Genomic DNA, 24,980 nt, shown 5'->3' on the forward strand with positions numbered 1-24,980 from the left:
TGCATGCGGTGTGTCTGACAGATTGCATTGGCTGCTAACGCAGCCTTGTTTCGCCTGACGGCGAGTTACGCGGTCAAATGTAGGAGCTGGCTTGTCCTGCGAGCGGCGACGCAGTCGTCGTAAAACCTGTGCACACGGTTTGTCTGACGGATTGCATTGGCTGCTAACGCAGCCTTGTTTCGCCTGGCGGCGAGTTACTTGGAAAAGCCCCAAGTAACCAAAGGCTCCACACCCCGCCATACGGCATCTCGCCTAGGCTCGATGTGCCCTCACTCCGGCAATGCTCCGTGGGCCCGCCGCGAATGGGCCATCCATGGCCCACGCGGCTCTCGCGGCATCCATGCCGCTCGACCCACTCCACATCGCCTGCGTTCGGCCTTCTGAGACGGGGTCCCAAGATCAAAATCCAAAGCAAGATCAAAAGCCGGCGAAACACAAAACCCTTGTAGGAGCTGGCTTGTCCTGCGAGCGGCGACGGAGTCGTCGTAAATCCTGTGCATGCGGTGTGTCTGATGGATTGCATTGGCTGCTAACGCAGCCCGTTTCGCCTGACGGCACGTTACGCAGACCTTGTAGGAGCTGGCTTGTCCTGCGACCGGCGACGAAGTCGTCGTAAAACCTGTGCATGCGGTGTTTCCGGCCTGACGCTCTAGCTGCTAACGCAGCTGGTTTCGCCTGACGGCGAGTTACTTGGAAAAGCCCCAAGTAACCAAGGGCTCTTTACCCCGCCATACGGTGCCTCGCCACAGGCTCGGCATACCCTCACTCCGGCGACGCTCCGTGGGCCCGCCGCGAATGGGCCATCCATGGCCCACGCGGCTCTCGCGGCATCCATGCCGCTCGACCCACTCCACATCGCCTGCGTTCGGCCTTCTGGGACGGGGTCCCAAGATCAAAATCCAAAGCAAGATCAAAAGCCGGCGAAACACAAAACCCTTGTAGGAGCTGGCTTGTCCTGCGAGCGGCGAAGCAGTCGTCGTAAATCCTGTGCATGCGGTGTGTCTGATGGATTGCATTGGCTGCTAACGCAGCCCGTTTCGCCTGACGGCACGTTACGCAGACCTTGTAGGAGCTGGCTTGTCCTGCGAGCGGCGACGAAGTCGTCGTAAAACCTGTGTATGCGGTGCGTCTGGTCTGATGCCTTAGCTGCTAACGCAGCTGGTTTCGCCTGACGGCGAGTTACTTGGAAAAGCCCCAAGTAACCAAGGGCTGTTATCCCCGCCATACGGTGCCTCGCCTAGGCTCGGCATACCCTCACTCCGGCAATGCTCCGTGGGCACGCCGCGAATGGGCCATCCATGGCCCACGCGGCTCTCGCGGCATCCATGCCGCTCGGCTCCACTGCGCATCGCCTGCGTTCGGCCTTCTGGGACGGGGCCCCTAGATCAAAATCCAAAGCAAGATCAAAAGCCGGCGAAACACACACTCCCTGTGGGAGCGGGCTTGGTCTGGGCCGCATTCGGACGAAAGCGGCCTTGAGATCGCCACCGCCGGCAAGCCGGACTGCTACAGGTGTTGGCGACGTGCCGAAATCTGCCGGACACTCTCGAGACTCGTGGGAGCGAATTTATTCGCGATGCGATTTTCCTGACGATGGTTTCGTACCGGCTGAAAGGTCATCGCGAATGAATTCGCGCCCACAAATGTCTCAACACCCCCACCAATAACGGGTATGCATACACTGCCAGCGTCTACACCAAAGCCAGCGCTCTACCCACTTATTGAATGATCCCCCGACACAACGCCTCCCCCACCGCCTGCGCCCGGTTGGACACCCCCAGTTTGGCGTAGATGCTCTTGAAGTGATGCTTGACCGTGGCCTCCGACACCTCCTTGATCAGCCCGATTTCCCAGGCCGTCTTGCCCTCGCGGGCCCAGCGGAGGATTTCCAGCTCTTTGGCGGTCAGCGCACGGGTGTGCAACTGACGCCCTTTCCCGGCCACATGCAGCATCGGCACCAGACTGGTCAGCAGGTAACGGTCGTTGTGGGTCAACGGCCCCTCCATGCCATTGAGCGAGCAGATCGTCATCACCCCCGTGTTGGCGCGGTTCTGGCTGGTGTAACCGTAGGAGAACCCCGGCAACAGCCCGCAATCCTCCACGGCCGCCATATAGGCAGACGACGGTGGATAGGTCTTGAACGCCTCCTCCCAGTCGAGAAACCCCGTGGTGTGACGAAAACAGCGGATGACCGGGTCTTCGATCATCAGCCGCCCCTGGCAGTACAGCTCCTTCCAGTAGTTGTCGACATTGCAGGTGATGCAACTGAGCAGAGTGCCGTTGCGATACTGATAGAGCATGGCCCGCTCGCAGCGGCATTCCTTTCTCAACCAGTCCAGCGCGTTGGCGATGGCCGCGTCGCTGTCCTGTTCGGTGATGCTGCTGACCATTTGCTGTATCAACGGGCTCAGCGTCCCTGTTTCTGCGTTTTTCATGTTTCCCTCCGTGTAAAACGTCATGAGGCGTCCCTGGATGCTCTTTAGCGTTTTAATTGTTTGCAGCCGACAGGGTCACCGATGGCTGCCAGAGCAGCATGAACCGGCGTCCGCAAAGGCTTTCACGGTCCGACCGGCGAAGGGTTACACAAGACGAAGGGGTTAAACACAAGGGCGAAAACAAACAGGCATGCCTGACTTTCAAACAGGCAACGTCCCACAAAATAAGCAAAACGCGCTTACATTTTTCTACAGATACTCACAAAAAAGGCCAACATCACGGATATTGGCCTTACGTTTTGCATGCTTTTTTGTTTTGTCAGTACGCGTTCGGATCGATTCAGGCGCGTTCACGCCAAGGGCGTGCCCGTCTCAATCTTCCAGACGCGGAAACTGACTGGCGATGCTGTCGCCGGTGAACGTCGGCGCACCGCCAGCCGCACCGTTGAACAGGCGGATGGCGACGAAACGCGGATGCTCGCCCATGTCGAACCAGTGTCGGGTACCGGCCGGCAGCAGAATCAGATCATTCTTCTCGCACAACACCGCGTAGATGAAATCGCCGATGTGCAGGTTGAACAGGCCACGGCCACTGACGAAGAATCGCACGACGTCTTCGTCACGCTGATGCTCTTCAAGGAGTTCGGCGCGGAGCTCGGCTTTTTGCGGATGGTCGCTGTTGATGCTCACCACCTCGATATCGGAATAGCCACGGCCGGTCATCAGCCTGTCGATCGGCGCACGGTACGCAGCGATCATTTCTTCATGGCCGGTGCTTTGTGTCACCGGTGCCGATGCCTGCCATTGTTCGAAGACGACGCCATGTTCGGCCAGCGTCGACGCGATGTCTTCGGCGTGGGTCAGAACCTTGTTCGGCAGATCGGGGGATGACACGTGGTAAACGGACAGGATGCTCATATCGGTGAATCCTCGGTGATGTTCAGCGGCGCATTCGTCTGGCGACTCATGTGCGCTCCTCTTGCATGCGTGTGGCGGTCAGAATGGCGGCAGTCAGAGCCGCCAGACTGGCGATTGCGAAGGTCCAGCCGGCGCCCAGTGCATTCCAGGCATAACCGGAGTACAGCGCGCCCATGGCACCGCCGGTGCCGGACAGTGCGGCATACAGGGCTTGTCCCTGGCCTTGCTGGCGTGGGCCGAAGCTGCGTTGCAGAAAATGAATGGCAGCGGCGTGAAAGCTGCCGAACGTCGCCGCGTGGAGCAATTGGGCAAAGACCAACATCGGCAGGTGATCGGCGAAATTGCCCAGCAACAGCCAGCGCAGCGACGCCAGCAGAAAGCTCGCCATCAGTACGTGGCGCACGCTGACCCGCTGCAGAATGCGGCTCATGGCCAGGAACATCAGCACCTCGGCGACCACTCCCACCGCCCAGAGCATGCCGATGGTGCCGCGGCTGTAACCCAGATGTTCCAGGTGCAGGGTCAGGAAGGTGTAATACGGGCCGTGGCTCAGTTGCATCAACGCGACGCTGATGTAGAAGGCCACCACGCCGGGGCTGAACAATTGCCGCAGAAAGCCCTCACCCGCCGCGCGCTGGCTCGACACTGCCGGCTGCGCATTGGGCACCCACCAGCTGCTGGCGACGATGCCGGCCATGACCACCAGCAGCGCCTGCGGATAAAGGTCCAGGCTGAACCACTCGAACAGCCGCCCGAGGCCGACCACGGTAAGAATGAAACCGATCGAGCCCCACAGACGGATCTGGCTGTAGCGCGAGGTCTGACCTTGCAGGTGAGCCAGGGTGATGACTTCGAACTGCGGCAACACCGCATGCCAGAAAAACGCATGCAGGGCCATGACCATGGCCAGCCAGGCGTAGGACTTGTCGACGAGAATCAGGGAAAAACAGCCCAGCGTACACACCGCGCCAAAGCGCACGATGGCCAGCCGCCGCCCGGTGTAATCGCCCAGCCAGCCCCAGATATTCGGCGCCACGCAGCGCATCAGCATGGGGATCGCCACCAGCTCGCCGATGCGCGCGCTGGGAAAACCCAGGTGATTGAAGTACAGCGCCAGAAACGGCGCTGTCGAGCCCAGCAAGGCGAAATAGAACAGGTAGAAGCTGGACAGTCGCCAGTAAGGAAGCGCTGCCACGATCAAAGACCCGTGGCAGCGGCACCGGACTGTGGCATTACAGCTGGCCCAGAACCGGCGTGTTCACCCGTACATCGGCGTTCTGCGCGCGATGGCGCAGCAGGTGGTCGAGCAGCACGATGGCCATCATCGCTTCGGCAATCGGCGTGGCACGGATACCGACGCACGGGTCGTGACGGCCCTTGGTGATCACTTCCACCGGATTGCCATCGACATCGATGGACTGCCCCGGCGTGGTAATGCTCGACGTTGGCTTGAGCGCCAGGTGGGCGACAATCGGCTGGCCGGAAGAAATGCCGCCGAGAATGCCGCCGGCGTTGTTCGACAGGAAGCCCTGGGGCGTCAGCTCGTCGCGGTGCTCGGTGCCGCGCTGAGCGATGCTGGCGAACCCGGCACCGATCTCGATGCCCTTGACCGCGTTGATGCTCATCAGCGCGTGGGCCAGTTCGGCGTCCAGGCGGTCGAAGATCGGCTCGCCCAGACCCGGCATCACGCCTTCGGCAACCACCGTGATCTTCGCGCCGACCGAATCCTGGTCGCGACGCAGCTGATCCATGTACGCCTCCAGTTCCGGCACCTTGTCCGGATCGGGGCAGAAGAAGGCGTTCTGCTCGACCGAATCCCAGGTCTTGAACGGAATTTCAATCGGACCCAGCTGGCTCATGTAGCCGCGCACGGTAATGCCCAGGGTCGCCAGGTATTTCTTGGCGACGGCACCGGCCGCCACACGCATGGCGGTTTCCCGCGCCGAGCTGCGGCCACCGCCACGGTAGTCACGGATGCCGTATTTGTGGTGATAGGTGTAATCGGCGTGGGCCGGGCGGAACAGGTCCTTGATCGCCGAGTAGTCCTTGGACTTCTGGTCGGTGTTGCGGATCAGCAGGCCGATGGAAGTGCCGGTGGTCTTGCCTTCGAACACGCCGGACAGAATCTCGACTTCGTCGGGCTCCTGACGCTGGGTGGTGTGGCGGCTGGTGCCCGGCTTGCGGCGATCCAGGTCGCGCTGCAGGTCTTCCAGCGACAGCTCAAGACCCGGCGGGCAGCCGTCAACGATGGCGACCAGCGCCGGACCGTGGCTTTCGCCGGCGGTGGTGACAGTGAACAGCTTGCCGTAGGTATTGCCGGACATGCAGGACGCTCCGAAAAATCGATCGAAAACACAGGCGCGCCAGTATACGCAGGCTGCTCGCGTAGTTCACCCTCGAACCTTATGCGATTGGTCGCGTCCAATTGACACTTTATTGATGATGGTCTTGCGATGCTAAGTGTTATGTCCCTGATTCGCGGCTTCTGGCCGCTGCGAGCGATCATCTTGAGCCTGACCCTGCTCTCTTCCATTGCCCATGCCGGCAACCCCGTCGTGCTGCAACGACCGATCAGCCTGGAAACCGCCAGCGGTGAGCTGTTCGGCACCCTTTTGCTACCCAAATCCACCGCGCCGGTCCCGGTGGTGCTGATGATTGCCGGCTCCGGGCCCACCGACCGCGACGGCAACAACCCCGACGGCGGCCGTAACGACAGCCTCAAGCGGCTGGCGCAGATTCTTGCTCGGCACAACATCGCCAGCGTGCGCTACGACAAACGCGGCGTCGCGGCCAGCCGCCCGGCCACGCCCGACGAGCGCGATCTGAGCATCGAAAAATATGTCGAAGACGCGGTGGCCTGGGCCGACAAGCTCAAGGCCGACCCGCGCCTGGGCCCGTTGATCCTGCTGGGTCACAGCGAAGGCGCGCTGGTCGCCACCCTGGCCGCAGAAAAATCCGGCGCCGTGGCGCTGATTTCGGTGGCCGGCACCGGGCGTCCGGTGGATCAGGTCCTGCGCGAACAGCTCAAATACCGCCTGCCGCCGCCACTGCTGGCGCGCAGTGAAGAATTGATCGGCGAACTCAAGGCCGGCCAGACCGATGACAAGGTGCCGGAACAACTGCAAGTGGTGTTCCGCCCCAGCGTGCAGCCGTACCTGATTTCGCTGTTCCGTCAGGACCCGGCAAGCGCTTTCGGTCAGTTGAAGATTCCGTCGCTGATCATTCAGGGCCGCAACGACATGCAGGTCGGCGTCGGCGACGCGGAGTTGCTGCATCAAGCCAAGCCGGACTCGCAACTGGCGATCATTGACGGCATGAACCATGTCCTGCGCATCGTGCCGATGGACATGCGCCGGCAACTGGCGTCCTACAAGGACCCGCAATTGCCGCTGGCGAGCGAGTTGTCCGACCGCATTCTGAAATTCATCGGTGCGTTGCCGGCTGCTTGAAAGCCCCGCACATCATGCTTTTTGTGGGAGCGGGCTTGCCCGCGATCGGGCCGGCAAGGTCGATGTATCGTTGGCGTGCATGCCACCCTCTTTGCGGGCAAGCCTGCTCCCACAGGAAAGATCGCCTCGTCAGTGCCAGGCTCGCCCCTGACTCATCCAACTGACCCCTTAAGCTTCCCCAAAAACGGCCGATAGCGGGATTGCTGGCATTGTGATTGCCGGGCAATGTCGATAACAGGATCGCCGTGATGACAGAAGCAACCCTCCAGGCCGAAACGCCCGCCGCAGGCGCCGCCACTGAAGGCGAAAGCCCCTCCCCGGTATTGTGGGCGGATGTGCATGCCGAACATTTTTCCATGCTGCGCCTGGCGCCGCTGCCCACCGACCGGGCGACCGGCGCACGCCCGCTGCGCTTTGTCGAATTCGGCCGCGCCGAGCGCAGCAGCAAGGAATTCAGCCTGCTGCGCATGAGTTATCAGCTGCCCGGCCAGAAAACCCGCAAGGAACAGAATCAGCTGGACGTCTGGGTCGACCACGCCCACCGCACCGTGCGCATCGGCCCCGACTCCGGTCTGCAGATGGAGCCGGTCAACCGCGGGCTGGGCCGTTTCATGGTGGCGCAGGGGATTCTCTGGGCACAGAAGCGCTGGTCTGAATACAAGATCGAAGGCACCGCGCTGGCCAACAAGGACGCGCTCAACGAAGACACCCGTCTGCGTCGCGATCATTTCCTCAAGGTGCAGGGTTTTGAAGTGGCCTATGCCGATGCCCAGCATCTGAAAGGCAGTATCAAGGACGCCAAGGTCGGCAACCTCAACAACACCTGGAACACCGACAAGGTGCAGGTGGTGCAGATTCTCGACACCGCACACATGCTGCAACAGGCCGAGCAGAAAATCCTCGAACAGGAAATCGCCCTGAAGAAGCAGGAAGACAAGGTCAGCAAGTACCGTCGCGACGACAGTGGCTTGCGCTTCACCATTGCCTGCCTGGTGACCTTTGCCGTGTTTCAGGCAGGGTTATTGATCTGGATTGCGACGCATCGCTGAATCCGAACCGCAGGAGCGCGCTTGCCCGCGATTGCGCCGTGTCAGACACGTTTGAACCGTCTGAAAAAACGCAATCGCGGGCAAGCGCGCTCCTACAAACATCAACGCCCGCTCTTACACCCGCGCCGCAAACACCGCCTGATGCTGACGGCACTGCTCGGCGGTCAGCATGAACACGCCATGCCCGCCACGCTGGAATTCCAGCCAGGCAAAGTCGACTTCCGGGTACAGCGCCTCAACGTGGACCTGGCTGTTGCCCACTTCGACGATCAGCAAACCCTTCTCGGTCAGGTGATCCGCCGCCTGGGCCAGCATGCGCCGCACCAGATTCAGGCCATCGTCGCCACAGGCCAGCGCCAGTTCCGGCTCGTGCTGGTATTCGTCCGGCATGTCGGCGAAATCCTCGGCATCGACATACGGCGGGTTGGACACGATCAGGTCAAAACGCTGCCCCGGCAAACCATCGAAACCATCGCCCTGCACGGTGTAGACCCGCTCTTCCAGACCATGACGCTCGATGTTCTGGTTGGCGACTTCCAGTGCTTCAAAGGACAGATCGGCCAGCGCCACTTCGGCGTCCGGGAACACGTCGGCGCAAGCGATACCGATGCAACCCGAACCGGTACACAGGTCGAGAATGCGCGCCGGCTCATGCCCCAGCCACGGTTCAAAGCGGTTTTCGATCAGTTCGCCAATCGGTGAGCGTGGGATCAACACGCGCTCGTCGACAATGAACGACATGCCGCAGAACCAGGCCTCGCCCAACAGGTAGGCGGTCGGCACACGTTCTTCGATGCGACGCTTGATCAGCCGCTGCAGCTTGACCAGCTCGTCGTCTTCGAGATTGCAGTCCAGGTAGCTGTCAGAAATTTCCCAAGGCAGATGCAGAGCACCCAGCACCAGTTGTCGGGCTTCGTCCCAGGCATTGTCGGTGCCATGCCCGTAAAACAGGTCTTCCCCATGAAAACGGCTGACAGCCCAACGGATATGATCGCGCAGGGTGCGCAGGCGGGAAGTGATCACGGCAGACTCCTTGAAAAAACGACGGGCGATTCTATCAGCACACCGTCGATCCGACGATGCCTGTGCGCCGGCAAGGGCCAGAGGTTGAAATTTTCCACAGCCTTTCGGCGATTTTGCAGGCAATATGACAGCAACCGCGACCTGCTCGACGGCTTGAAGCCCGGCAAAAAAAACGAGGTCTGCGAGCATGGCGATTCACAGAATCGCTCTGCCAGTGGACAATGTGGCAAAAGCCCCATTCGAAGGAGCCCCCTGGATGTCCGTTTCAACCACCGGTCCAAAGACCATGTTTCAACTCAGTGGCCGTGAATACGCAGCAGCCACTTTGAGTAATGCCACGCTGATCATTATCGATGCCCAGAAAGAATATCTCAGCGGTCCTCTTGCCCTGACCGGGGTTCAGGATGCCATCGACAACATCGTCCAACTGGTCGCCGCTGCCCGCGCCGCCAAGTCGCCGATCATCCACGTCCGCCACCTGGGCACCGTCGGCGGCATGTTCGATCCGCAGGGTGAACGCGGCAAGTTCGTCCCCGAGCTGCACCCCCAGGGCGACGAAATCATCATTGAAAAACGCCTGCCCAACGCCCTCAACGGCACCGTGGCCAGCGACGACCGCAAGAGCCTGCACAGCGTGCTGGAAAGCCTCGGCCGCCTTGACCTGGTGGTGTGCGGCTTCATGAGCCACTCCAGCGTCAGCACTACCGTGCGCGCTGCCAAGGAGTACGGATTCCGCTGCACACTGGTCGAAGATGCCTGCGCCACCCGTGACCTGCCGACCCCGGAAGGTGTGATTCCGGCCAAAGACGTGCAACGTGCGGAAATGGCGATCATGAACGACAACTTTGCCAAGCTCGCCTTGACCAAAGACCTGATCTGACTGCCCGATTCATCAGGAGCTGACCCGTTGATCCGCAGAGTCGCCACAGGCTCGCATCATTTTCCGGCAGTTCCTGAAGAAAAAGCGTACAACTACTGTCATCAGGTGATGTGACTCCCGTCACATAACCGCCTATCCGTAAATCGTTCGTATTGACCGCTGAAAGCCCACCGGTCGGGAACCACGCCGCCGTCAGCGGGTCAGAGCGCCGATAACCCTAGAGGAAATCGGAATGAAGATATCCGATGGTTTCGATGCCCGTCGCCTGCGCCCCCGGGGCCAGCGCAACTGGCGAATGCGCATCGGCGCAGCCATTGCAGCGATTTTTGCCACCGTCGGCGTGTTGCTGGCGATGGCCGGTGTTGCCAGCCTGATCGGCCATCCGCCGGCTTTGGGCGAACTCAACGCCAGCCCTGCCGGGGCGGTGGTCACCACCGTCGTCGGTCTGTTTCTGCTGTATATCGGTGTCTGGTTGTGGCGCCGCAGCCGTCGTCGCCGCCGTCGCGCCGGCGAGTTGAACATGTCCCCGCACCTGATGAAAAAGCACGATTGAGCCCGCCTTCGTCACCCCGCTTGCCGTTCTGACCGTTTTTAGTCGCGCCGATTTCGGCGTGACTTGGTTAAACTGGCGGCCTTCGCGGAGACGACCATGCAAGACGACGATTTTTCCCTGTTCAGAGCCGAGACGCGCGGCATCAAGCCGATCAAGACCGATCGCGCCGACGTAGGCAAACCCAAGACCGACCGCAAGAGCCTGAGCAAACTGCGCCAGGCAGCGACCGTGCGCTCGGAAGCGACGATTACCGTGGACGGTCTGTCCGACCAGTTCGTGATCGATGTCGGCCCCGAGGACGAACTGTACTGGGCCGGCAACGGTGTTCAGGAAGGCCAGATGCGCAAGCTCAAGGCCGGCCAGATCAGCTTCGAAGGCAGCCTGGACCTGCACGGCATGAGTGTGGAACTGGCCCGGGAAACCCTGTGGGAATTTCTGGCCGAGGCGACCAAGCTGGAAATCCGCTGCGTGCGAATCACTCATGGCAAGGCGGTACGCCTGGACGGCAAGCGGCCGATGATCAAGAGCCACGTCAACACCTGGCTGCGTCAGCATCCTAATGTGCTGGGTTTCACTTCGTGCATCGCCAGACACGGCGGCGCCGGGGCGGTGTACGTGATGCTCAAGCGCACGATGATGGAAGGGCGGGACGAGTAAGCCGTCGGCCACCTGGGGGTGGAGGTTTTGTGTGGGAGCGAATTCATTCGCGATTCAGTATTCCAGTCGATAAACATATGTCTATTGAAAGGACGTCTCGCGAATGAATTCGCTCCCACAAGGGTCCCATGCGGGCCCTATACCCGGACCTTAACGCGGACCAGGTCCGCCGCCACCGCCAGGACCACCCTGCCCGCCACCTTCATAGTGGCCACCACCGCCACCATGACCTCCGCCGTGACCGCCACCGCCCGGCCCCCAGAAAGGCCAGCAGCCCGCCATGGCCGACATGACCGCGATGACCATCGCGACTTTCGCTATACGACTCAACATTTTCGTTTCTCTCTTGAAGAACAGGCATCGATCACCTGCAAATTCTGACAGCAGAAACAGGCCAAACCGCGTCGCCACTTGGTAGCCGTCGGGTATCCAGACCGATACGAACACCGCGCAGAAACGAAAAGGCCGCGACGGAGAATCCCTCCCGTCACGGCCTTTACCGATTCAAAACGTTGATGGACGGGGCATCCTCACCCGTCCGGGTCAATGGGTATCAGCGGCGATAATACCCGCCGTCATAATGCCCACCATCGAAATGACGGTGATCGTGCCAGCCACCATGGCGTCCCCAGCCGGGACCAAAGAAACATCCCGAAACCGATGACGTCAGGGCAATCACCAGTGCGATTTTCGCGATTCGGCTAAACATGATCTCTACTCTCTTCATCCGGGCATCTGTCACCCGTTAACTCAGACAACAAACCGACACAATTCGACATATTCGCTCGGTAAAGGTTAGGTAAAGGTCGCCTCGCCCCCGGCTGGCGGCGACTTGCCGCAGCCTGGCCGTACCCCTCCTCGCCCGGACACGTTAATATGTGCGCCTTTGCAGGCCCGCAACCCTGCGTTTTTTGAACCGACACGGAACACAAATCCTGTGACACTGGAACAGAATTACACCGCGATCCTTGGTCAACTGGGCGAGGACGTCTCCCGCGAAGGCCTGCTCGACACCCCGAAACGCGCGGCCAAGGCCATGCAGTACCTCTGCCGTGGCTATCAGCAAACGCTGGAAGAAGTCACCAACGGCGCGCTGTTCAGCTCCGACAACAGTGAAATGGTGGTGGTCAAGGACATCGAGCTGTATTCGCTGTGCGAGCACCATCTGCTGCCGTTCATCGGCAAGGCCCACGTGGCTTACATTCCGAGCGGCAAGGTGCTGGGCCTGTCCAAGGTCGCGCGCATCGTCGACATGTACGCCCGTCGCCTGCAGATCCAGGAAAACCTCAGCCGCCAGATCGCCGAAGCCATCGCGCAGGTCACCGGCGCGCTGGGTGTCGCGGTGGTCATCGAAGCCAAGCACATGTGCATGATGATGCGCGGCGTCGAGAAGCAGAATTCGTCGATGATCACGTCGGTGATGCTGGGCGAGTTCCGCGAAAATGCGGCCACCCGCACCGAGTTTCTCAGCCTGATCAAGTGATCCGGGCATAGTGACGGGCCGTGGCCGGGTGCCATGGCGCGTCGAGCGAGGTTTTAGCGTGTTGATGAAAGCATTGAGGGTTGGCCTGGGCCAACTGGTCATTCTGGGTGACTTCCTCACCCGTCCGGCCAAGAAGAAACGTTCGCCCGAGGCTCAGGCCGCGGTCGAGGCATCCGCCAAGGACCTGACCCTGTATCAGTTCCATGCCTGCCCGTTCTGCGTGAAAACCCGCCGCACCCTGCGTCGCCTGAACGTACCGGTGGCGACACGCGACGCGAAGAACAACGAGCTCGATCGCCAGACCCTGCTCAAGGAAGGCGGCAAGATCAAGGTGCCATGCCTGCGCATCGAAGAAGGCGACAAGACGGTCTGGATGTATGACTCCAAGGTCATCATCGACTATCTGGACAAGCGCTTTTCGGCGGTTTGATTCACACCGCTTGTGGCTCTGGCCGAAGGCCGTGGGAGGGAGCTCTGCTCGCGATAGTGTCATTCAGTCGATGCAACGTTGACTGATCGGACGCCTTCGCGAGCAGGGCTCCCTCCCACAGGGATCGCGGCCGACCCGGCGACACAGTTGTGTCGGGTGGACCGGCCTCTCGCGAATGAATTCGCTCCCACAGGGTTGTTTGGCGCCAGTGCCTGAAGGGGTTATTTCGGACACCCCTCCTGCCGGCACGCCGTGTACACCTTCAACTGCTCGACCCGCACCTTGGTCTGTTCGGCCAGGCACTGAGCCTGCACCAGTGGCCAGATCGAGCCGCCGTCTTCGGCCTTGCCGGTCTGATACAGGCACTCGGCATCACGGAAGGCGAGCCATTTGCGCTGTGCTTCCTGAAACGTCTTCTTGCGTTCCGGCGTGGTCAGCCAGGCCATCTGCGCCTTGTACTGCTTGTTCAGCTCAGCATCCAGCGTGGCGTACTGCTTGCTGGCGCACTGATTCATCGCGGCCTGATTGGCATTGCAATCTTCGGCCTGCGCCGAGCAGCCAATGCCCAGCGCCATCAGTGCGCCAATGGCCAGAGTCTTGTAACCCATGGAAATCTCCCTTTTCAGTGTTCAGTCTTCCTGTTTCGGCCTGATCATCAGTCGAGCATGCCGACGTAACCCGGTTGCTGCCTGACACGCTCCAGCCATTGTTCGATGGCCGGGAACTGGCTCAGGTCGAAACCGCCCTGGTGGGCGACGTGAGTGTAGGCATACAGCGCGATATCGGCGATGGAGAACTGATTGCCTACCAGGAACGGCGTCTGCGTCAGCTGCTTCTCCATCACCTTCAGCGCCTTGTAACCGCGTTTGTGCAACGAGCGGTATTCCTCCAGACGTTCGTCCGGCAGGCCCAGGTAAAACTGGATGAAACGGGCCACGGCGATGGTCGGCTCATGGCTGTATTGCTCGAAGAACTGCCATTGCAGCATCTGCGTGCGCAGGCGCGGCTCGGTCAACAGGTACGGCGTGCCCTCGGCGAGGAAGTTGAGGATTGCGTTGGACTCCCACAGGCAGGTGCCGTCTTCCAGTTCCAGCACCGGAATCTTGCCGTTAGGGTTCTTCGCCAGAAACGCTTCGGTTTCCGTCTCGCCGTTGAGAATGTCCACCGGCACCCATTCGTACTGTGCGCCCAGCAGGCTGAGCATCAGCTTGATCTTGTAGCAGTTGCCCGAGTTGTAATCGCCGTAAACCTTGTACATCGCTGCTCTCCCCGTTTGTGTGCCCCGTGGTTGCACTCGAATAATGTATCAGGCCGCCAGGGCAGCCTGGGCCTGTCTGATGACCGCCGCCAGTCGTTTCAATCCTTCGTCCAGCCGTTGAGGATCGATATGGCTGAAATTCAGCCGCAGATAGCCGGGGTTGGCGTCCGGATCGGTGAAGAACGGCTCACCCGGCATGAACGCCACGTTCTGCGCCAGTGCCCGGTCGAGCAGCGTGCGCGTGTCGAGCTTGTCCTTGAGCGTAAGCCAGAAAAACAGGCCGCCTTCCGGGCTGTTCCACTCGGCCAGATCGCTGAAATGCCGTTGCAGCGCCGCTTCGAACTGATCGCGGCGAGTGCGGTAGAAACTGCGCAGCTCCAGCAGATGCGCCGCGTACGCCTCGCTGCCGATCCATTGCAGGGCCTGCCACTGGCCGACGCGATTGGTGTGCAGGTCGGCAGCCTGTTTCAGCTTGAGCAGGTGCGGAAACAGATCCTTCGATGCGATCAGATACCCCACCCGCAACCCCGGCATCAGGGTTTTCGATACGGTGCCGGTGTAGATCCAGCTGGCGTTCTGCAAGCGGCTGACAATCGGCCGCGCCGCCGCGCCGTCGAAACTCAGTTCGCGGTAGGGTTCGTCCTCGATCAGGGTCACGCCGAATTCATCGAGCAACGCCGCCACCGCATCCCGCGCCTGTTCGCTGTAGCGCACGGCGGACGGATTCTGGAACGTCGGAATCAAGTAGGCGAACGCAGGTTTGTGCTGTTGCAGACGCTGACGCAGAACGTCCAGATCCGGCCCTTCGGCGAGCAGCGGCACGGTCAGGCAATCGGCGCCGAACAGCTGAAAAATCTGCAGCGCGGCCAGGTAGGTCGGGCCTTCCAGCAGGATCTCGGTGCCTTTGTCGATATACAGTTTGGCCGCCAGATCCAGGGTCTGCTGCGAGCCGCTGACGATCATCACCTGGCTGGCTTCGCAGGCAATGCCCAGCGCCCGCGCCTGCGCCGCCAGCGCTTCACGCAGGGCCGGCTCGCCTTCGCTCATGCCGTACTGGCCGATGCTGCGCGGCATGCCGGTCCAGTCGCTGTGCGGCAGCATGGTCTCCGCCGGCAGGCCACCGGCAAAGGACATCATCTCCGGACGCTGGGCGGCAGCGAGGATTTCGCGAATCAGAGAACTCTTCAAACGGGTGACGCGTTCGGAAAAAGCCATGAGATCACCGCTGGCAGAAAGAATGGAAAATACGTCAAACTGGTTGACCGAAATTACGACGCCTTGCCCGGATACGTCAATATGCTTGACCTTAAAAATGCATCGACCCAACAAATCGCCATGGAAGCGTTTTTCTTCGGCTACCAGGCGTTCACCGCCAAGGCCGACGAAATGCTCGACCGCCGGGGGCTGAGCCGGGTACACCAGCGCATCGTGTTTTTCATTGCCCGCTACCCCGGCTTGAGCGTCAAGGAATTGCTCAACGTGCTGGGCGTGAGCAAGCAGGCGCTGAACACACCGTTGCGCCAGTTGGTGGAGATGGAGTTGGTGCTCAGCGTCACGCCGGAAGATGACAAGCGCAAACGCCTGCTGGAGCTGACCGCCGAGGGCGCGAAGTTCGAAGAATCGCTGCGCCGCGAGCAGGTCAAGTTGCTGCAAAAGGTTTTTGCCGACGCCGGGCGGGAAGCAGTGGATGGCTGGCTGGCGGTGAATCAGGCGTTGGGGAATACGCTCAAGCCAAGGTGATCCTCGACGGTTGAACACTCACCTGTAGGAGTGAGCTTGCTCGCGATTCACCGGGTCAGCATCCCCAATGCAATCAGATCAAATGCATCGCGAGCAAGCTCACTCCTACAAGGCTTCATCTCGACAACTGTGCCGATCAATGTTTTTACGGCTGTATCGCAACGAATTGTCACATCTGCGTATAGGCTTGCTGCTCTGTGAAATGGCCGTTCCAAGGATAGACCGCATGACTGACGCGACTCATACGCCGCTGCGCCCGCTGAGCGATTCCTCGCCCTCCGCCATCGTTGCCGGTTTCATCGCCATGATGACCGGGGTGACCAGCTCGCTGGTGCTGATTTTCCAGGCCGGACAGGCTGCCGGGCTGACCTCGGCGCAGATTTCGTCGTGGATCTGGGCGCTGTTCATGGGCATGGCGATCTGCAGCATCGGTCTGTCACTGCGTTATCGCTCGCCAGTGTCGGTGGCCTGGTCGACGCCGGGGGCCGCGCTGCTGATTGCCAGCCTCGGTCATGTGGCCTATCCCGAAGCCATTGGCGCGTTCATCACCAGCGCGATTCTGGTGTTCATCTGCGGCATCACCGGCAGTTTCGAGAAGCTGGTCAAACGCCTGCCGACCTCGCTGGCGGCGGCGCTGCTGGCGGGCATCCTGTTCAAGATCGGCAGCGAAATCTTCGTCGCCGCGCAGCACCGCACCGGTCTGGTGCTGAGCATGTTTTTCACCTATCTGATCGTCAAACGCTACTCGCCGCGCTACGCGGTGCTGGTGACATTGCTGGTGGGCGTCGCGCTGTCGGCCATGCTCGGCATGCTGAATTTCAGCGGCTTCACCCTGGAAGTCGCGGTGCCGGTGTGGACCACGCCGTCGTTCTCGCTGGGCGCGACCATCAGCATTGGCATCCCGCTGTTCGTAGTGGCGATGACCTCGCAGAACATGCCGGGCATTGCCGTGTTGCGCGCCGACGACTATCACGTGCCGGCCTCGCCGCTAATCACCGCCACCGGGTTGATCTCATTGATCACCGCGCCGTTCGGCGCCCATGGCATCACCCTGGCGGCGATCAGTGCCGCGATCTGCACCGGCCCGCATGCCCACGAAGATCGCAACAAGCGCTACACGGCGGCGATCTGGTGCGGGATTTTCTATGCGATTGCCGGGATTTTCGGCGCAACCCTGGCAGCGCTGTTCGCCGCTTTCCCCAAAGAACTGGTGCTGTCCATCGCCGCACTGGCGCTGTTCGGTTCGATCATCAACGGCCTGACCGTGGCCATGAACGAGCCGAAAGAACGCGAAGCCGCGCTGATCACCTTCATGGTCACCGCTTCGGGGCTGACGCTGTTCTCCGTGGGCTCGGCGTTTTGGGGGATTGTTGCGGGGGTGCTGACGCTGGTGATTCTCAACGGCAGAAAGTGACGTAACGATGATATCCGTAGCAGTCCGGCTTGCCGGCGGTAGCGATCTTGAGGACGTCACCGCCGGCAAGCCGGACTGCTACAGGATTCGCGTGGGTCGCAGGTTATCCGGCAAATGCAAACCCTGTGGGAGCCGGCTGGCTGGCGAAGGCGTCGAGTCAGTTACATCAAGGCGCAATGGCACACCGCATTCACCAGCAAGCCGGCTCCCACATTTACAACCGGAAATGCCCCACCATCCCCTTCAACTCCATCCCCAATGACGCCAACTGAATGCTGGACGCGGCGTTGCCCTGCATGGCAAGGGCCGACTGATCGGCGCTGGCGCGGATGCTGGTGACGCTGCGGTTGATCTCTTCGGCCACCGAGCTCTGCTCCTCGGCCGCAGCGGCGATCTGCTGATTCATCTGCTGGATCAGTGACACGGCGGCGGCAATGCTGCCCAGCGCGCTTTCGGTCTGCAACGCGTCACTGACCGCCAGTTTCACCAGTTCACCGCTGCTCTGAATCTGCTCCACCGAGGCCTGGGCGCCGCTTTGCAGGCGGGTGACCAGCCGCTCGATTTCTTCGGTCGATTGCTGGGTGCGCCGGGCCAGCGCCCGTACTTCATCGGCCACCACGGCAAAGCCCCTGCCCTGCTCGCCAGCCCGCGCGGCTTCGATGGCAGCGTTGAGCGCCAGCAGGTTGGTCTGCTCGGCGACGCTCTTGATCACTTCCAGCACCTTGCCGATGTTCTGGATTTCGGCGCTGAGGTTTTCGATGCTGTCGCTGGCCGACGTCGCCGAGGTCGCCAGTTGTTCAATGCGCTGCATGCTCTGGCGCACTACCGCCTGGCCGCTGTCGACCTTGGTGTCGGCGGTCTGCGCGGCCACCGCAGCTTCCTCGGCGTTGCGTGCCACGTCGTGGACAGTCGCGGTCATCTGGTTCATGGCCGTGGCGACCTGCTCGGTTTCTTCTTTCTGGGTACTGACTTCCAGATTGGTCTGCTCGGTCACCGCCGACAGCGAATGCGCCGAGGTTGCCAGTTGCTCGATGCCCGCCTGCAAACCGCTGACAATCCCGCTCAGGCCCGCGCCCATCTGTTGCATGGCCTGCATCAACTGGCCGATCTCATCCTTGCGCGTCACGTGCACCGTGCCGCTCAAATCACCCGCAGCGATGCGCTGGGCGATGGCGATCACGCTGCGCAGCGGCGCGACGATCAGGCGGGTGATGACGATGGACGCGATCAGCCCGACGAACAGCGCCAGCACCGACGAGCCGATGATCTTCAGCGCGTTGCTCTGCAGTTCGCCGAGCATGGACTGGTCTTCGGCGTCGTAGGCCTGATTGACCTGCTGCACCACGGCCTTGGCGTTGACCGCCAGTTGCTGCGACACCCGCGCCTCGTCGCCGAGCAGGCCGGTGTATTCGTTGAGCTTGTCGTTGAAATTGCTGATGTGCCCGCCGACTTCCGTCAGCACGGTCAGGTAACCGGCGTCCTTGATCACGCCCTTGAGCTGTTCGGCCAGTTCCTGCGCCTGCACCGCCTGCTCGATCTTGCCGGTCGACACCTCGTCACCCGAACCGCGCTTGCGGCTCTTGTCCAGGCGCACGCGGGCTTCGTCCAGCGCTTGCATCATCAGCTTGGCGATCTGGCTGACCTGGGCGGACTGCTCGATAAACTCGGCGCCCTGCTGCCCTTGGGAATCCTTCAGGCCATAGGTGCCGTCGTCGGCCAGCCCGGCCTGCAGCACGTCGAGGTTATTGGCGACGCTGGACACCGACCAACTGGCCATGTCCAGCGCCAGATCCTTGCTCTGGCTGATGCTGACGAATTCGTCGAAGGATTTGCGGTAAGCCGCCAGCCCCTGCTGCACCTCGGCCATCGCCTGCTGGTTGACCGCCGAACGGGCCTTGAGCGATTCGGCCTGAGCATTCAGCCCGTCGAGGCCGGCATGCAGTTCGTCAGCGGTTTTCGGGTCGCTGTGCAGGGCGAAATCCTGCTCCAGCAGGCGCACCCGCCCAAGGCCGCTGTTGAGCGCGGTCATCTCCTTGAGGCTGTCGAAATGCACACTGATCGAACGCAGCGACCAGACACCGATAGCCGCCACCAGCGCTGTCAGCAACAGCACCAGAAAGAAGCCGATCCCCAGTTTCCTGGCCATCCCCAGGTTGGCAAAACGCGATTGCACGGCCGACACCATAACGCTCAATCCCCGTTCAACAACTTCAGGCGCACACAATGAGGCCATGTCGTGAGGGGCATTCAATTTTCGTGCAGAGTCGCCAGTGTTTTCCGGAGAAACGACTCTTTGACGTCGGAATAATGGCAAATAGCTACGCCAACGTCGTTTCCAGAATGGTTTTCGGCGTTTGGGGAATCTTCAGGGGGAAATCAGCGCTGGAAGCGGGTGCCGGAATGCCGGCGTTGCGGCAAAAGGTAACGCGTCATGCCGGGGCAAAACCGGCGCCGGGTGACAGTCCTTGCGCCGGTAACGTGCCTGACTTTCCGGGGCTGGCAAAGGACAAACACTGTGGGAGCGAATTCATTCGCGATGGGCCAGTTGATCGATACAAATCTGTCGCCTGACAGATCGCATCGCGAATGAATTCGCTCCCACAAGGGAGGCGGTACAGCGCCCGTTTTCAGCGCACTGCCGGGGCCACCGTCAGGGTGCCGTTGTCGGCATCCAGCAGCGCCTGGCAGCCCAGCGCCACCGAGCGGTTGCGATCACCGTGACCGATGGGCAGGCCGCCCAGCAGTGGGATACCCAGATTACCCAGGCGCTCGCGCAGCACATCCGGCGGGCGAATCGGGTTGTTGCCGTGGCCGGGCTCGCTGAACTGGCCGATGGCAATGCCGGCCAGCTTTTGCAGAACTCCGCAATTGAGCAGGTGGGTCAGCAGGCGGTCGACGCGGTAGGCCAGTTCGCCGACATCCTCGATCAGCAGGATCGCGCCCTCCAGGTCCGGCATGAACGGCGTGCCGATGCAGGTACTGAGCATGCTCAGATTGCCGCCGAGCAGGATGCCTTCGGCCACGCCGGAGGTGCGCACGCTGAAGGTCGGTTCGGTGGCGTCGGCCTGCACGATCAGTGGATCGCGGCTCATCAGCGCCTGCTTGAGGCTGCTGGCGAACTCGCCTCCGCGCTCCAGTTGCGCCGCCACCGGGCCGTGAATCGTCGCCAGGCCGGTGTTTTTCCACAGCGCTGCGTGCAGGGCGGTGATGTCGGAAAAGCCGCTGACCAGCTTCGGATCACGGCGAACGGCGTCGTAGTCCAGATGCCCGATGATCCGTTGCACGCCATAGCCACCGCGATTGCACAGCACGGCGCGAATCTCGGGATCGGCCAGAGCGTCGTTCAGGTCGGAAACACGGTTGGCGTCGCTGCCGGCGAGAAAAGCCTCGGCGTCCAACGCGTGGGGATAGACCCGTGGACGCAGCCCCCAGGACGTCAGTTCGCGAACAGCGGCCTGAACGCGCGACTCGGCAACCGGGCCGGCGGGCGACACCAGGGCCACGGCGTCGCCGGGTTGCAGAACGTGGGGGTGCAGGGTCGGTCGGGGTACAGGCATTGGGCAGCTCGGCTGGTGTTCACATGAGGTGGCAATGTAGACCACTGCTTGCCTTCAATCCAGCCGAGACGCCCCGGTGATGGTGCGTGCGCCGGTTATCAGCGGAACAGCGGAATGCCCCATGGCGCGCCCGTGTTGCCGCCGTCGACGACGATTTCGGCAGCGGTCATGCCCGAGGACGCGTCGGAAGCGAGGAACATCACCGCTTGTGCCAGCTCTTCAGGGTCGGAGAAACGGCCCATAGGGATACGCGGTGCCATGGCCTTTTCGGTACCGTCGATGGTGGCGCCAGCGCGGGCGCCGCGTGCCCAGATCGGCGTGCGGGTCGCGCCCGGCACCACGGTGTTGACGCGAATGCCCTTGGGCGCCAGCTCCGAAGCGAACACCTTGGCCATCGAGGTGATCGCGCCTTTGGTCGCCGAGTAGGCCGATGACCCCGGCGAGCCCAGTTCGCGCATCACCGAGCCGTTGAGAATCACCGCGCTGCCTTCTTTCATCAGTGGCAACACGCCCTGCACGGTGAAGAACACCGAGGTCAGGTTGGTGCGCAGGATCGCTTCGAAGGCTTCCAGGGTGGTGCCACCCAACGGCGTCGGCCCGGAAATGCCGGCGTTGGCGAACACCACGTCAAGGCTGCCAAAGGCGTCGCCGACTGTCTTCACCACGGTGCCGATGTCGGCCAGGTTGTTCAGGTCGGCCTGGATCGCCAGAACGTTGCCGCCCAGTTCCGCCACGGCGGCGTCGAGCTTGGCCTGGTCGCGACCGGTGATGGCGACGCGGGCGCCGTTTTCCAGAAGCAGACGAGCGGTCGCCAGACCGATACCGCTGTTGCCGCCGGTGACCAGAATCGATTTGTCTTTGACTGTCATGGTGGTTCCCTTGATCGCTTACAGGAGTGGAGGACGTGGCGCGGGAGGTTTTCCGACACGCTTTGGAGTATCAACATACTCCTATTTTGGATTTCGTACATACTCCAAATTAAAATTCATCTCTGCACAATCTGGAGTATGATCGCTCACCATATCGACACCGAATGTCACACCCCGCGGAGGATTCCATGTCGCGTTCACAGGCTGAAAAGGCCGTCATTCATGAACACATCGTCAATCTGGCGGCCTCGCGCTTTCGTGAAGTCGGGCTGAACGGCATCGGCGTGGCCGACCTCATGAAGGAAGCGGGGCGGACCGGCGGTGGTTTCTACAAGCATTTTGAATCGCGGGAAAAGCTGGTCGAAGAGGCGCTGCAAAGCGCCGTCGACAAGCGTTCGGCGGTGCTGGATACCTATTGCGAAGCGGAATCGACCCTGACCATGGCCGATCTGGTGGAGCGTTACTTGAGCGAGCGCCACTTGAACGAGCCGGGCAGCGGCTGTGCCATCGCCGCGCTGGTCAATGACGTGGCACGCAGCGGCGACTCGATTCGCGAGATCTACCAGCAGGGGCTGGAAAAGGAACTGGCGACACTTATTCACCTGACCAGCAGCAAGCAGCCGGCTAAGAAACGCGCCCAGGCGATCATGGCCATGTGTACGCTGGTCGGCGCCATCGGCCTGGCGCGGGCGGTAAAGGATGAGGCACTGTCGGCGGAGTTGTTGAGCAGCGGCAAGACACTGCTCAAGGCGCTGGAAAACTAAACGGCGTCGCCCAAGGAACTGGCCTGCCCTGCGCCCCCCCCCTTGTAGGAGCTGGCTTGTCCTGCGACCTGCCGGGCACCGGCAGCAAATCCGGTGAACGCGGTGTATCAGGCAAATCGCGTGCACAGGTTTTACGACGACTGCGTCGCCGGTCGCAGGACAAGCCAGCTCCTACAAGGGTGGCGCAGCGCTGGTTAAAACGCCGTCACCCCACCATCCACCGCCAGCGAATGACCGGTGGTGAACGCCGCGCCGTCGCAGCACAGGTACAGCACCGCACTGGCGATTTCCTCGACCTTGCCGATGCGTCCGACCGGGTGCATGGTCGCGGCGAATTCGGCCTTGCGCGGATCGGCTTCGTGAGCACGGCGAAACATGTCGGTGTCGATCACCGCCGGACACACCGCGTTGACCCGGATGTTTTTCTTGGCGTATTCGATGGCTGCCGACTTGGTCAGGCCGATCACCGCGTGTTTCGACGCCGCGTAGATGCTCATCTTCGGCGCCGCGCCCAGCCCGGCCACCGAGGCGGTGTTGACGATGGCGCCGCCGCCCTGGGCCAGCATCACCGGCAGTTGATACTTCATGCACAGCCACACGCCTTTGACGTTGACCCCCATGATCGCGTCGAACTCGGCTTCACTGCCCTCGGCCAGCTTGCCTTTCTCGATCTCGATGCCGGCGTTGTTGAAGGCGTAATCGATGCGACCGAACACTTCCACGGCCTTGATCACCATCTGCTGGACTTCGCTTTCCCGGGTCACGTCGCAACGCAGGAACAACGCCTCGCCGCCGGCCTGACGAATCAGCTCGGCGGTGCCCTCCCCGCCGTCACTGTCCAGGTCCACCGCCACCACCTTCAGCCCCTCGGCGGCGAACGCCAGCGCCGTGGCGCGGCCAATACCTGCGGCGGCACCGGTGACAAGCGCCACCTGGCCGGAAAACGTCATGCTCATGGAGTCATCCTTTTTTTGTGCTCGTAGTAAAAGACCCATTCCTCTGTAGGCCTTCGCTTGCTCGCGATAGCAATCAGTCAGGCTCAAACGCTGCGTCTGGATGAATGAATCGCGGGCAAGCGCGCTCCTACAGGTCCGGGGTGATGCAGCAACGGCTGGCTGGCAGTTTAGTCAGCCCCTCAGCCATCCCGTCAGCACTATCAAAAGCCCGGTTACGACGTCATGCGTTGTGGTGATGGTGTGAGGGAGCAGCATCATTGCCATGGATCGGCGCGCATTCGCTGCACCGGCTTTGCTTGCCTGAATACCGGTGCGGGTCTATCACTGGCGTTTGTCCTCCGATCAGGAATGCTGCCCATGACCGCGCTGAACAACCGTCAATTCCTTCTCGCCCGCCGCCCGGTAGGGTCTGCCAGCCGTGAAGATTTCACCTTCCAGAGCGTGCCGGTGGGCGACGTCGGCGAGGGCCAGGTGCTGGTGAAGAATGAATACCTGTCGCTGGACCCGGCCATGCGCGGCTGGATGAACGAGGGCAAGTCGTACATCGCCCCGGTCGAACTGGGCGCGGTGATGCGCGCACTGGGCGTGGGCAAGGTCGTCGAATCGCGCAACCCCAAATTCTCGGTGGGCGATTACGTGCAGGGTGTCACCCACGTGCAGGATTACTTCCTCGGCGAGCCCAAGGGCTTCCACAAGGTCGACCCGAAATTGCTGCCGCTGCCGGTGTACCTGGCGGCGCTGGGCATGACCGGCATGTCGGCGTATTTCGCCCTGCTCGAAGTCGGCCAGCCGAAAGCCGGCGACACCGTGGTGATTTCCGGCGCCGCCGGTGCGGTCGGCAGCGTTGCCGGGCAGATCGCCAAAATCAAGGGCTGCCGGGTGATCGGCATCGCCGGCGGCCAGGACAAGTGCCGCACGTTGATCGAAGAATTCGGCTTCGACGGCGCCATCGACTACAAGAGCGAAGACCTTCACGCCGCGCTGAAACGCGAGTGCCCCAAGGGCATCGACGTGTTTTTCGATAACGTCGGCGGCGACATCCTCGACGCGGTGCTGACCCGCCTGGCACTGAAAGCCCGGGTGGTGATCTGCGGCGCCATCAGCCAGTACAACAACAAGGAAGCGGTCAAGGGCCCGGCCAACTACCTGTCGCTGCTGGTCAACCGCGCGCGCATGGAAGGCTTCGTAGTGTTCGATCACGCCGAACATTTCGGCCGCGCCGGCATGGAAATGGCCGGCTGGCTGGCCCAGGGCAAGCTCAAGAGCAAGGAGCACATCGTCGACGGCCTGGAAACCTTCCCGGAAACCCTGCAGATGCTGTTCAAGGGCGAGAACAACGGCAAGTTGGTATTGAAGGTGTAAATCCATTCCTTTGTGGGAGCCGGCTTGCTGGCGAACGCAGTGTGTCATTCAGCGCTGTAGTGACTGATCTGACGCATTCGCCAGCAAGCCGGCTCCCACAGGTATTACGTCTCGCCGCAAGCCCGAGTTGCTGGCAGGACTGCTCAGCGCATCTACTCCTCCCCTCCCCCGACAATCGCCGTA

At 61.5% G+C, this 24,980-nt stretch carries 24 protein-coding genes and 1 pseudogene; 11 read left to right on the forward strand and 14 right to left on the reverse strand.

The window, feature by feature from the left end; all coding sequences use genetic code 11:
• Positions 1–1,718 precede the first annotated feature (1,718 nt).
• From ACIPL0_RS11765 to aroC, 4 genes are all read right to left on the reverse strand, one after another.
• Positions 1,719–2,435, reverse strand: a complete 717-nt coding sequence (locus tag ACIPL0_RS11765) for a LuxR C-terminal-related transcriptional regulator (protein ID WP_400602088.1) — start codon at positions 2,433–2,435, stop codon at positions 1,719–1,721.
• 372 nt (positions 2,436–2,807) lie between these two features.
• Entirely contained in the window at positions 2,808–3,353 is a 546-nt protein-coding gene (locus ACIPL0_RS11770) for a 1,2-dihydroxy-3-keto-5-methylthiopentene dioxygenase (protein WP_400602090.1), read from the reverse strand.
• 46 nt (positions 3,354–3,399) lie between these two features.
• A complete protein-coding gene (locus tag ACIPL0_RS11775) occupies positions 3,400–4,551 on the reverse strand; it encodes an MFS transporter (protein WP_400602217.1) in 1,152 nt (383 codons plus the stop codon).
• 34 nt (positions 4,552–4,585) lie between these two features.
• Positions 4,586–5,677: a chorismate synthase gene (aroC, locus tag ACIPL0_RS11780; RefSeq protein ID WP_400602092.1), complete on the reverse strand. Its 1,092-nt coding sequence runs from the start codon at positions 5,675–5,677 to the stop codon at positions 4,586–4,588.
• A gap of 129 nt (positions 5,678–5,806) precedes the next feature.
• On the opposite strand from aroC, the gene ACIPL0_RS11785 reads away from it, so the two are divergent.
• Together ACIPL0_RS11785 and ACIPL0_RS11790 are read left to right on the forward strand one after the other, a co-directional pair.
• The gene (locus ACIPL0_RS11785) at positions 5,807–6,802 is read left to right on the forward strand and encodes an alpha/beta hydrolase family protein (protein WP_400602094.1); all 996 of its coding nucleotides are present in this window, start codon (positions 5,807–5,809) and stop codon (positions 6,800–6,802) included.
• A gap of 248 nt (positions 6,803–7,050) precedes the next feature.
• The gene (locus tag ACIPL0_RS11790; RefSeq protein ID WP_400602096.1) at positions 7,051–7,851 is read left to right on the forward strand and encodes a hypothetical protein; all 801 of its coding nucleotides are present in this window, start codon (positions 7,051–7,053) and stop codon (positions 7,849–7,851) included.
• Positions 7,852–7,965: 114 nt separating this feature from the next.
• Here the strand turns inward: ACIPL0_RS11790 and prmB are convergent, their stop codons facing one another.
• Positions 7,966–8,874: a 50S ribosomal protein L3 N(5)-glutamine methyltransferase gene (gene prmB, locus ACIPL0_RS11795; RefSeq protein ID WP_400602098.1), complete on the reverse strand. Its 909-nt coding sequence runs from the start codon at positions 8,872–8,874 to the stop codon at positions 7,966–7,968.
• 256 nt (positions 8,875–9,130) lie between these two features.
• On the opposite strand from prmB, the gene ACIPL0_RS11800 reads away from it, so the two are divergent.
• From ACIPL0_RS11800 to ACIPL0_RS11810, 3 genes are all read left to right on the forward strand, one after another.
• Positions 9,131–9,754, forward strand: coding sequence for a cysteine hydrolase family protein (locus tag ACIPL0_RS11800; RefSeq protein ID WP_400602100.1), 624 nt, complete (start codon positions 9,131–9,133; stop codon positions 9,752–9,754).
• Between the two features lie 232 nt (positions 9,755–9,986).
• Positions 9,987–10,307 (forward strand): hypothetical protein, encoded by a 321-nt coding sequence (locus ACIPL0_RS11805; protein WP_400602102.1) that lies wholly within the window; start codon positions 9,987–9,989, stop codon positions 10,305–10,307.
• Positions 10,308–10,403: 96 nt separating this feature from the next.
• Complete coding sequence (locus ACIPL0_RS11810; protein WP_400602104.1) at positions 10,404–10,964, forward strand: Smr/MutS family protein; 561 nt, start codon at positions 10,404–10,406, stop codon at positions 10,962–10,964.
• Between the two features lie 150 nt (positions 10,965–11,114).
• Here the strand turns inward: ACIPL0_RS11810 and ACIPL0_RS11815 are convergent, their stop codons facing one another.
• Entirely contained in the window at positions 11,115–11,297 is a 183-nt protein-coding gene (locus ACIPL0_RS11815) for a hypothetical protein (protein ID WP_400602106.1), read from the reverse strand.
• Positions 11,298–11,901: 604 nt separating this feature from the next.
• On the opposite strand from ACIPL0_RS11815, the gene folE reads away from it, so the two are divergent.
• Positions 11,902–12,447 (forward strand): GTP cyclohydrolase I FolE, encoded by a 546-nt coding sequence (folE, locus tag ACIPL0_RS11820; RefSeq protein ID WP_400602108.1) that lies wholly within the window; start codon positions 11,902–11,904, stop codon positions 12,445–12,447.
• Between the two features lie 58 nt (positions 12,448–12,505).
• The gene (locus ACIPL0_RS11825) at positions 12,506–12,877 is read left to right on the forward strand and encodes a glutaredoxin family protein (protein WP_400602110.1); all 372 of its coding nucleotides are present in this window, start codon (positions 12,506–12,508) and stop codon (positions 12,875–12,877) included.
• A 221-nt stretch (positions 12,878–13,098) separates the two neighbouring features.
• Here the strand turns inward: ACIPL0_RS11825 and ACIPL0_RS11830 are convergent, their stop codons facing one another.
• The 3 genes from ACIPL0_RS11830 to ACIPL0_RS11840 are packed head-to-tail and all read right to left on the reverse strand — an operon-like array spanning position 13,099 to position 15,350.
• The gene (locus ACIPL0_RS11830) at positions 13,099–13,485 is read right to left on the reverse strand and encodes a lysozyme inhibitor LprI family protein (protein WP_400602112.1); all 387 of its coding nucleotides are present in this window, start codon (positions 13,483–13,485) and stop codon (positions 13,099–13,101) included.
• Between the two features lie 47 nt (positions 13,486–13,532).
• Positions 13,533–14,135: a glutathione S-transferase family protein gene (locus ACIPL0_RS11835; protein ID WP_400602114.1), complete on the reverse strand. Its 603-nt coding sequence runs from the start codon at positions 14,133–14,135 to the stop codon at positions 13,533–13,535.
• Positions 14,136–14,183: 48 nt separating this feature from the next.
• Positions 14,184–15,350, reverse strand: a complete 1,167-nt coding sequence (locus tag ACIPL0_RS11840; protein WP_400602116.1) for a PLP-dependent aminotransferase family protein — start codon at positions 15,348–15,350, stop codon at positions 14,184–14,186.
• A gap of 81 nt (positions 15,351–15,431) precedes the next feature.
• On the opposite strand from ACIPL0_RS11840, the gene ACIPL0_RS11845 reads away from it, so the two are divergent.
• Positions 15,432–15,875: a MarR family transcriptional regulator gene (locus tag ACIPL0_RS11845; RefSeq protein ID WP_400602118.1), complete on the forward strand. Its 444-nt coding sequence runs from the start codon at positions 15,432–15,434 to the stop codon at positions 15,873–15,875.
• Positions 15,876–16,101: 226 nt separating this feature from the next.
• Complete coding sequence (locus ACIPL0_RS11850) at positions 16,102–17,289, forward strand: benzoate/H(+) symporter BenE family transporter (protein WP_400602120.1); 1,188 nt, start codon at positions 16,102–16,104, stop codon at positions 17,287–17,289.
• A gap of 214 nt (positions 17,290–17,503) precedes the next feature.
• Here the strand turns inward: ACIPL0_RS11850 and ACIPL0_RS11855 are convergent, their stop codons facing one another.
• The 4 genes and pseudogenes from ACIPL0_RS11855 to ACIPL0_RS11870 form a co-directional block, all read right to left on the reverse strand.
• Positions 17,504–18,385 (reverse strand): methyl-accepting chemotaxis protein, encoded by an 882-nt coding sequence (locus ACIPL0_RS11855; RefSeq protein WP_400602219.1) that lies wholly within the window; start codon positions 18,383–18,385, stop codon positions 17,504–17,506.
• A pseudogene (locus tag ACIPL0_RS11860) lies at positions 18,365–19,522 on the reverse strand (HAMP domain-containing protein); the annotation flags it as partial. The pseudogene ACIPL0_RS11860 and the gene ACIPL0_RS11855, both read right to left, overlap by 21 nt.
• A gap of 394 nt (positions 19,523–19,916) precedes the next feature.
• Positions 19,917–20,846, reverse strand: coding sequence for an LD-carboxypeptidase (locus ACIPL0_RS11865; protein WP_400602122.1), 930 nt, complete (start codon positions 20,844–20,846; stop codon positions 19,917–19,919).
• 98 nt (positions 20,847–20,944) lie between these two features.
• Positions 20,945–21,715: an SDR family NAD(P)-dependent oxidoreductase gene (locus ACIPL0_RS11870; RefSeq protein WP_400602124.1), complete on the reverse strand. Its 771-nt coding sequence runs from the start codon at positions 21,713–21,715 to the stop codon at positions 20,945–20,947.
• A 188-nt stretch (positions 21,716–21,903) separates the two neighbouring features.
• Here ACIPL0_RS11870 and ACIPL0_RS11875 point away from each other — a divergent pair, with 188 nt between their 5' ends.
• Positions 21,904–22,479, forward strand: a complete 576-nt coding sequence (locus tag ACIPL0_RS11875) for a TetR/AcrR family transcriptional regulator (RefSeq protein ID WP_400602126.1) — start codon at positions 21,904–21,906, stop codon at positions 22,477–22,479.
• Positions 22,480–22,673: 194 nt separating this feature from the next.
• Here the strand turns inward: ACIPL0_RS11875 and ACIPL0_RS11880 are convergent, their stop codons facing one another.
• The gene (locus ACIPL0_RS11880) at positions 22,674–23,435 is read right to left on the reverse strand and encodes an SDR family oxidoreductase (protein WP_400602128.1); all 762 of its coding nucleotides are present in this window, start codon (positions 23,433–23,435) and stop codon (positions 22,674–22,676) included.
• 357 nt (positions 23,436–23,792) lie between these two features.
• Between ACIPL0_RS11880 and ACIPL0_RS11885 the strand changes: the two genes are divergently transcribed.
• Positions 23,793–24,797, forward strand: coding sequence for an NADP-dependent oxidoreductase (locus tag ACIPL0_RS11885; protein ID WP_400602130.1), 1,005 nt, complete (start codon positions 23,793–23,795; stop codon positions 24,795–24,797).
• Positions 24,798–24,980 lie beyond the last annotated feature (183 nt).

Origin of the sequence: Pseudomonas sp. NPDC090208, from assembly GCF_044746785.1 — a bacterium.
Lineage (GTDB): Bacteria > Pseudomonadota > Gammaproteobacteria > Pseudomonadales > Pseudomonadaceae > Aquipseudomonas.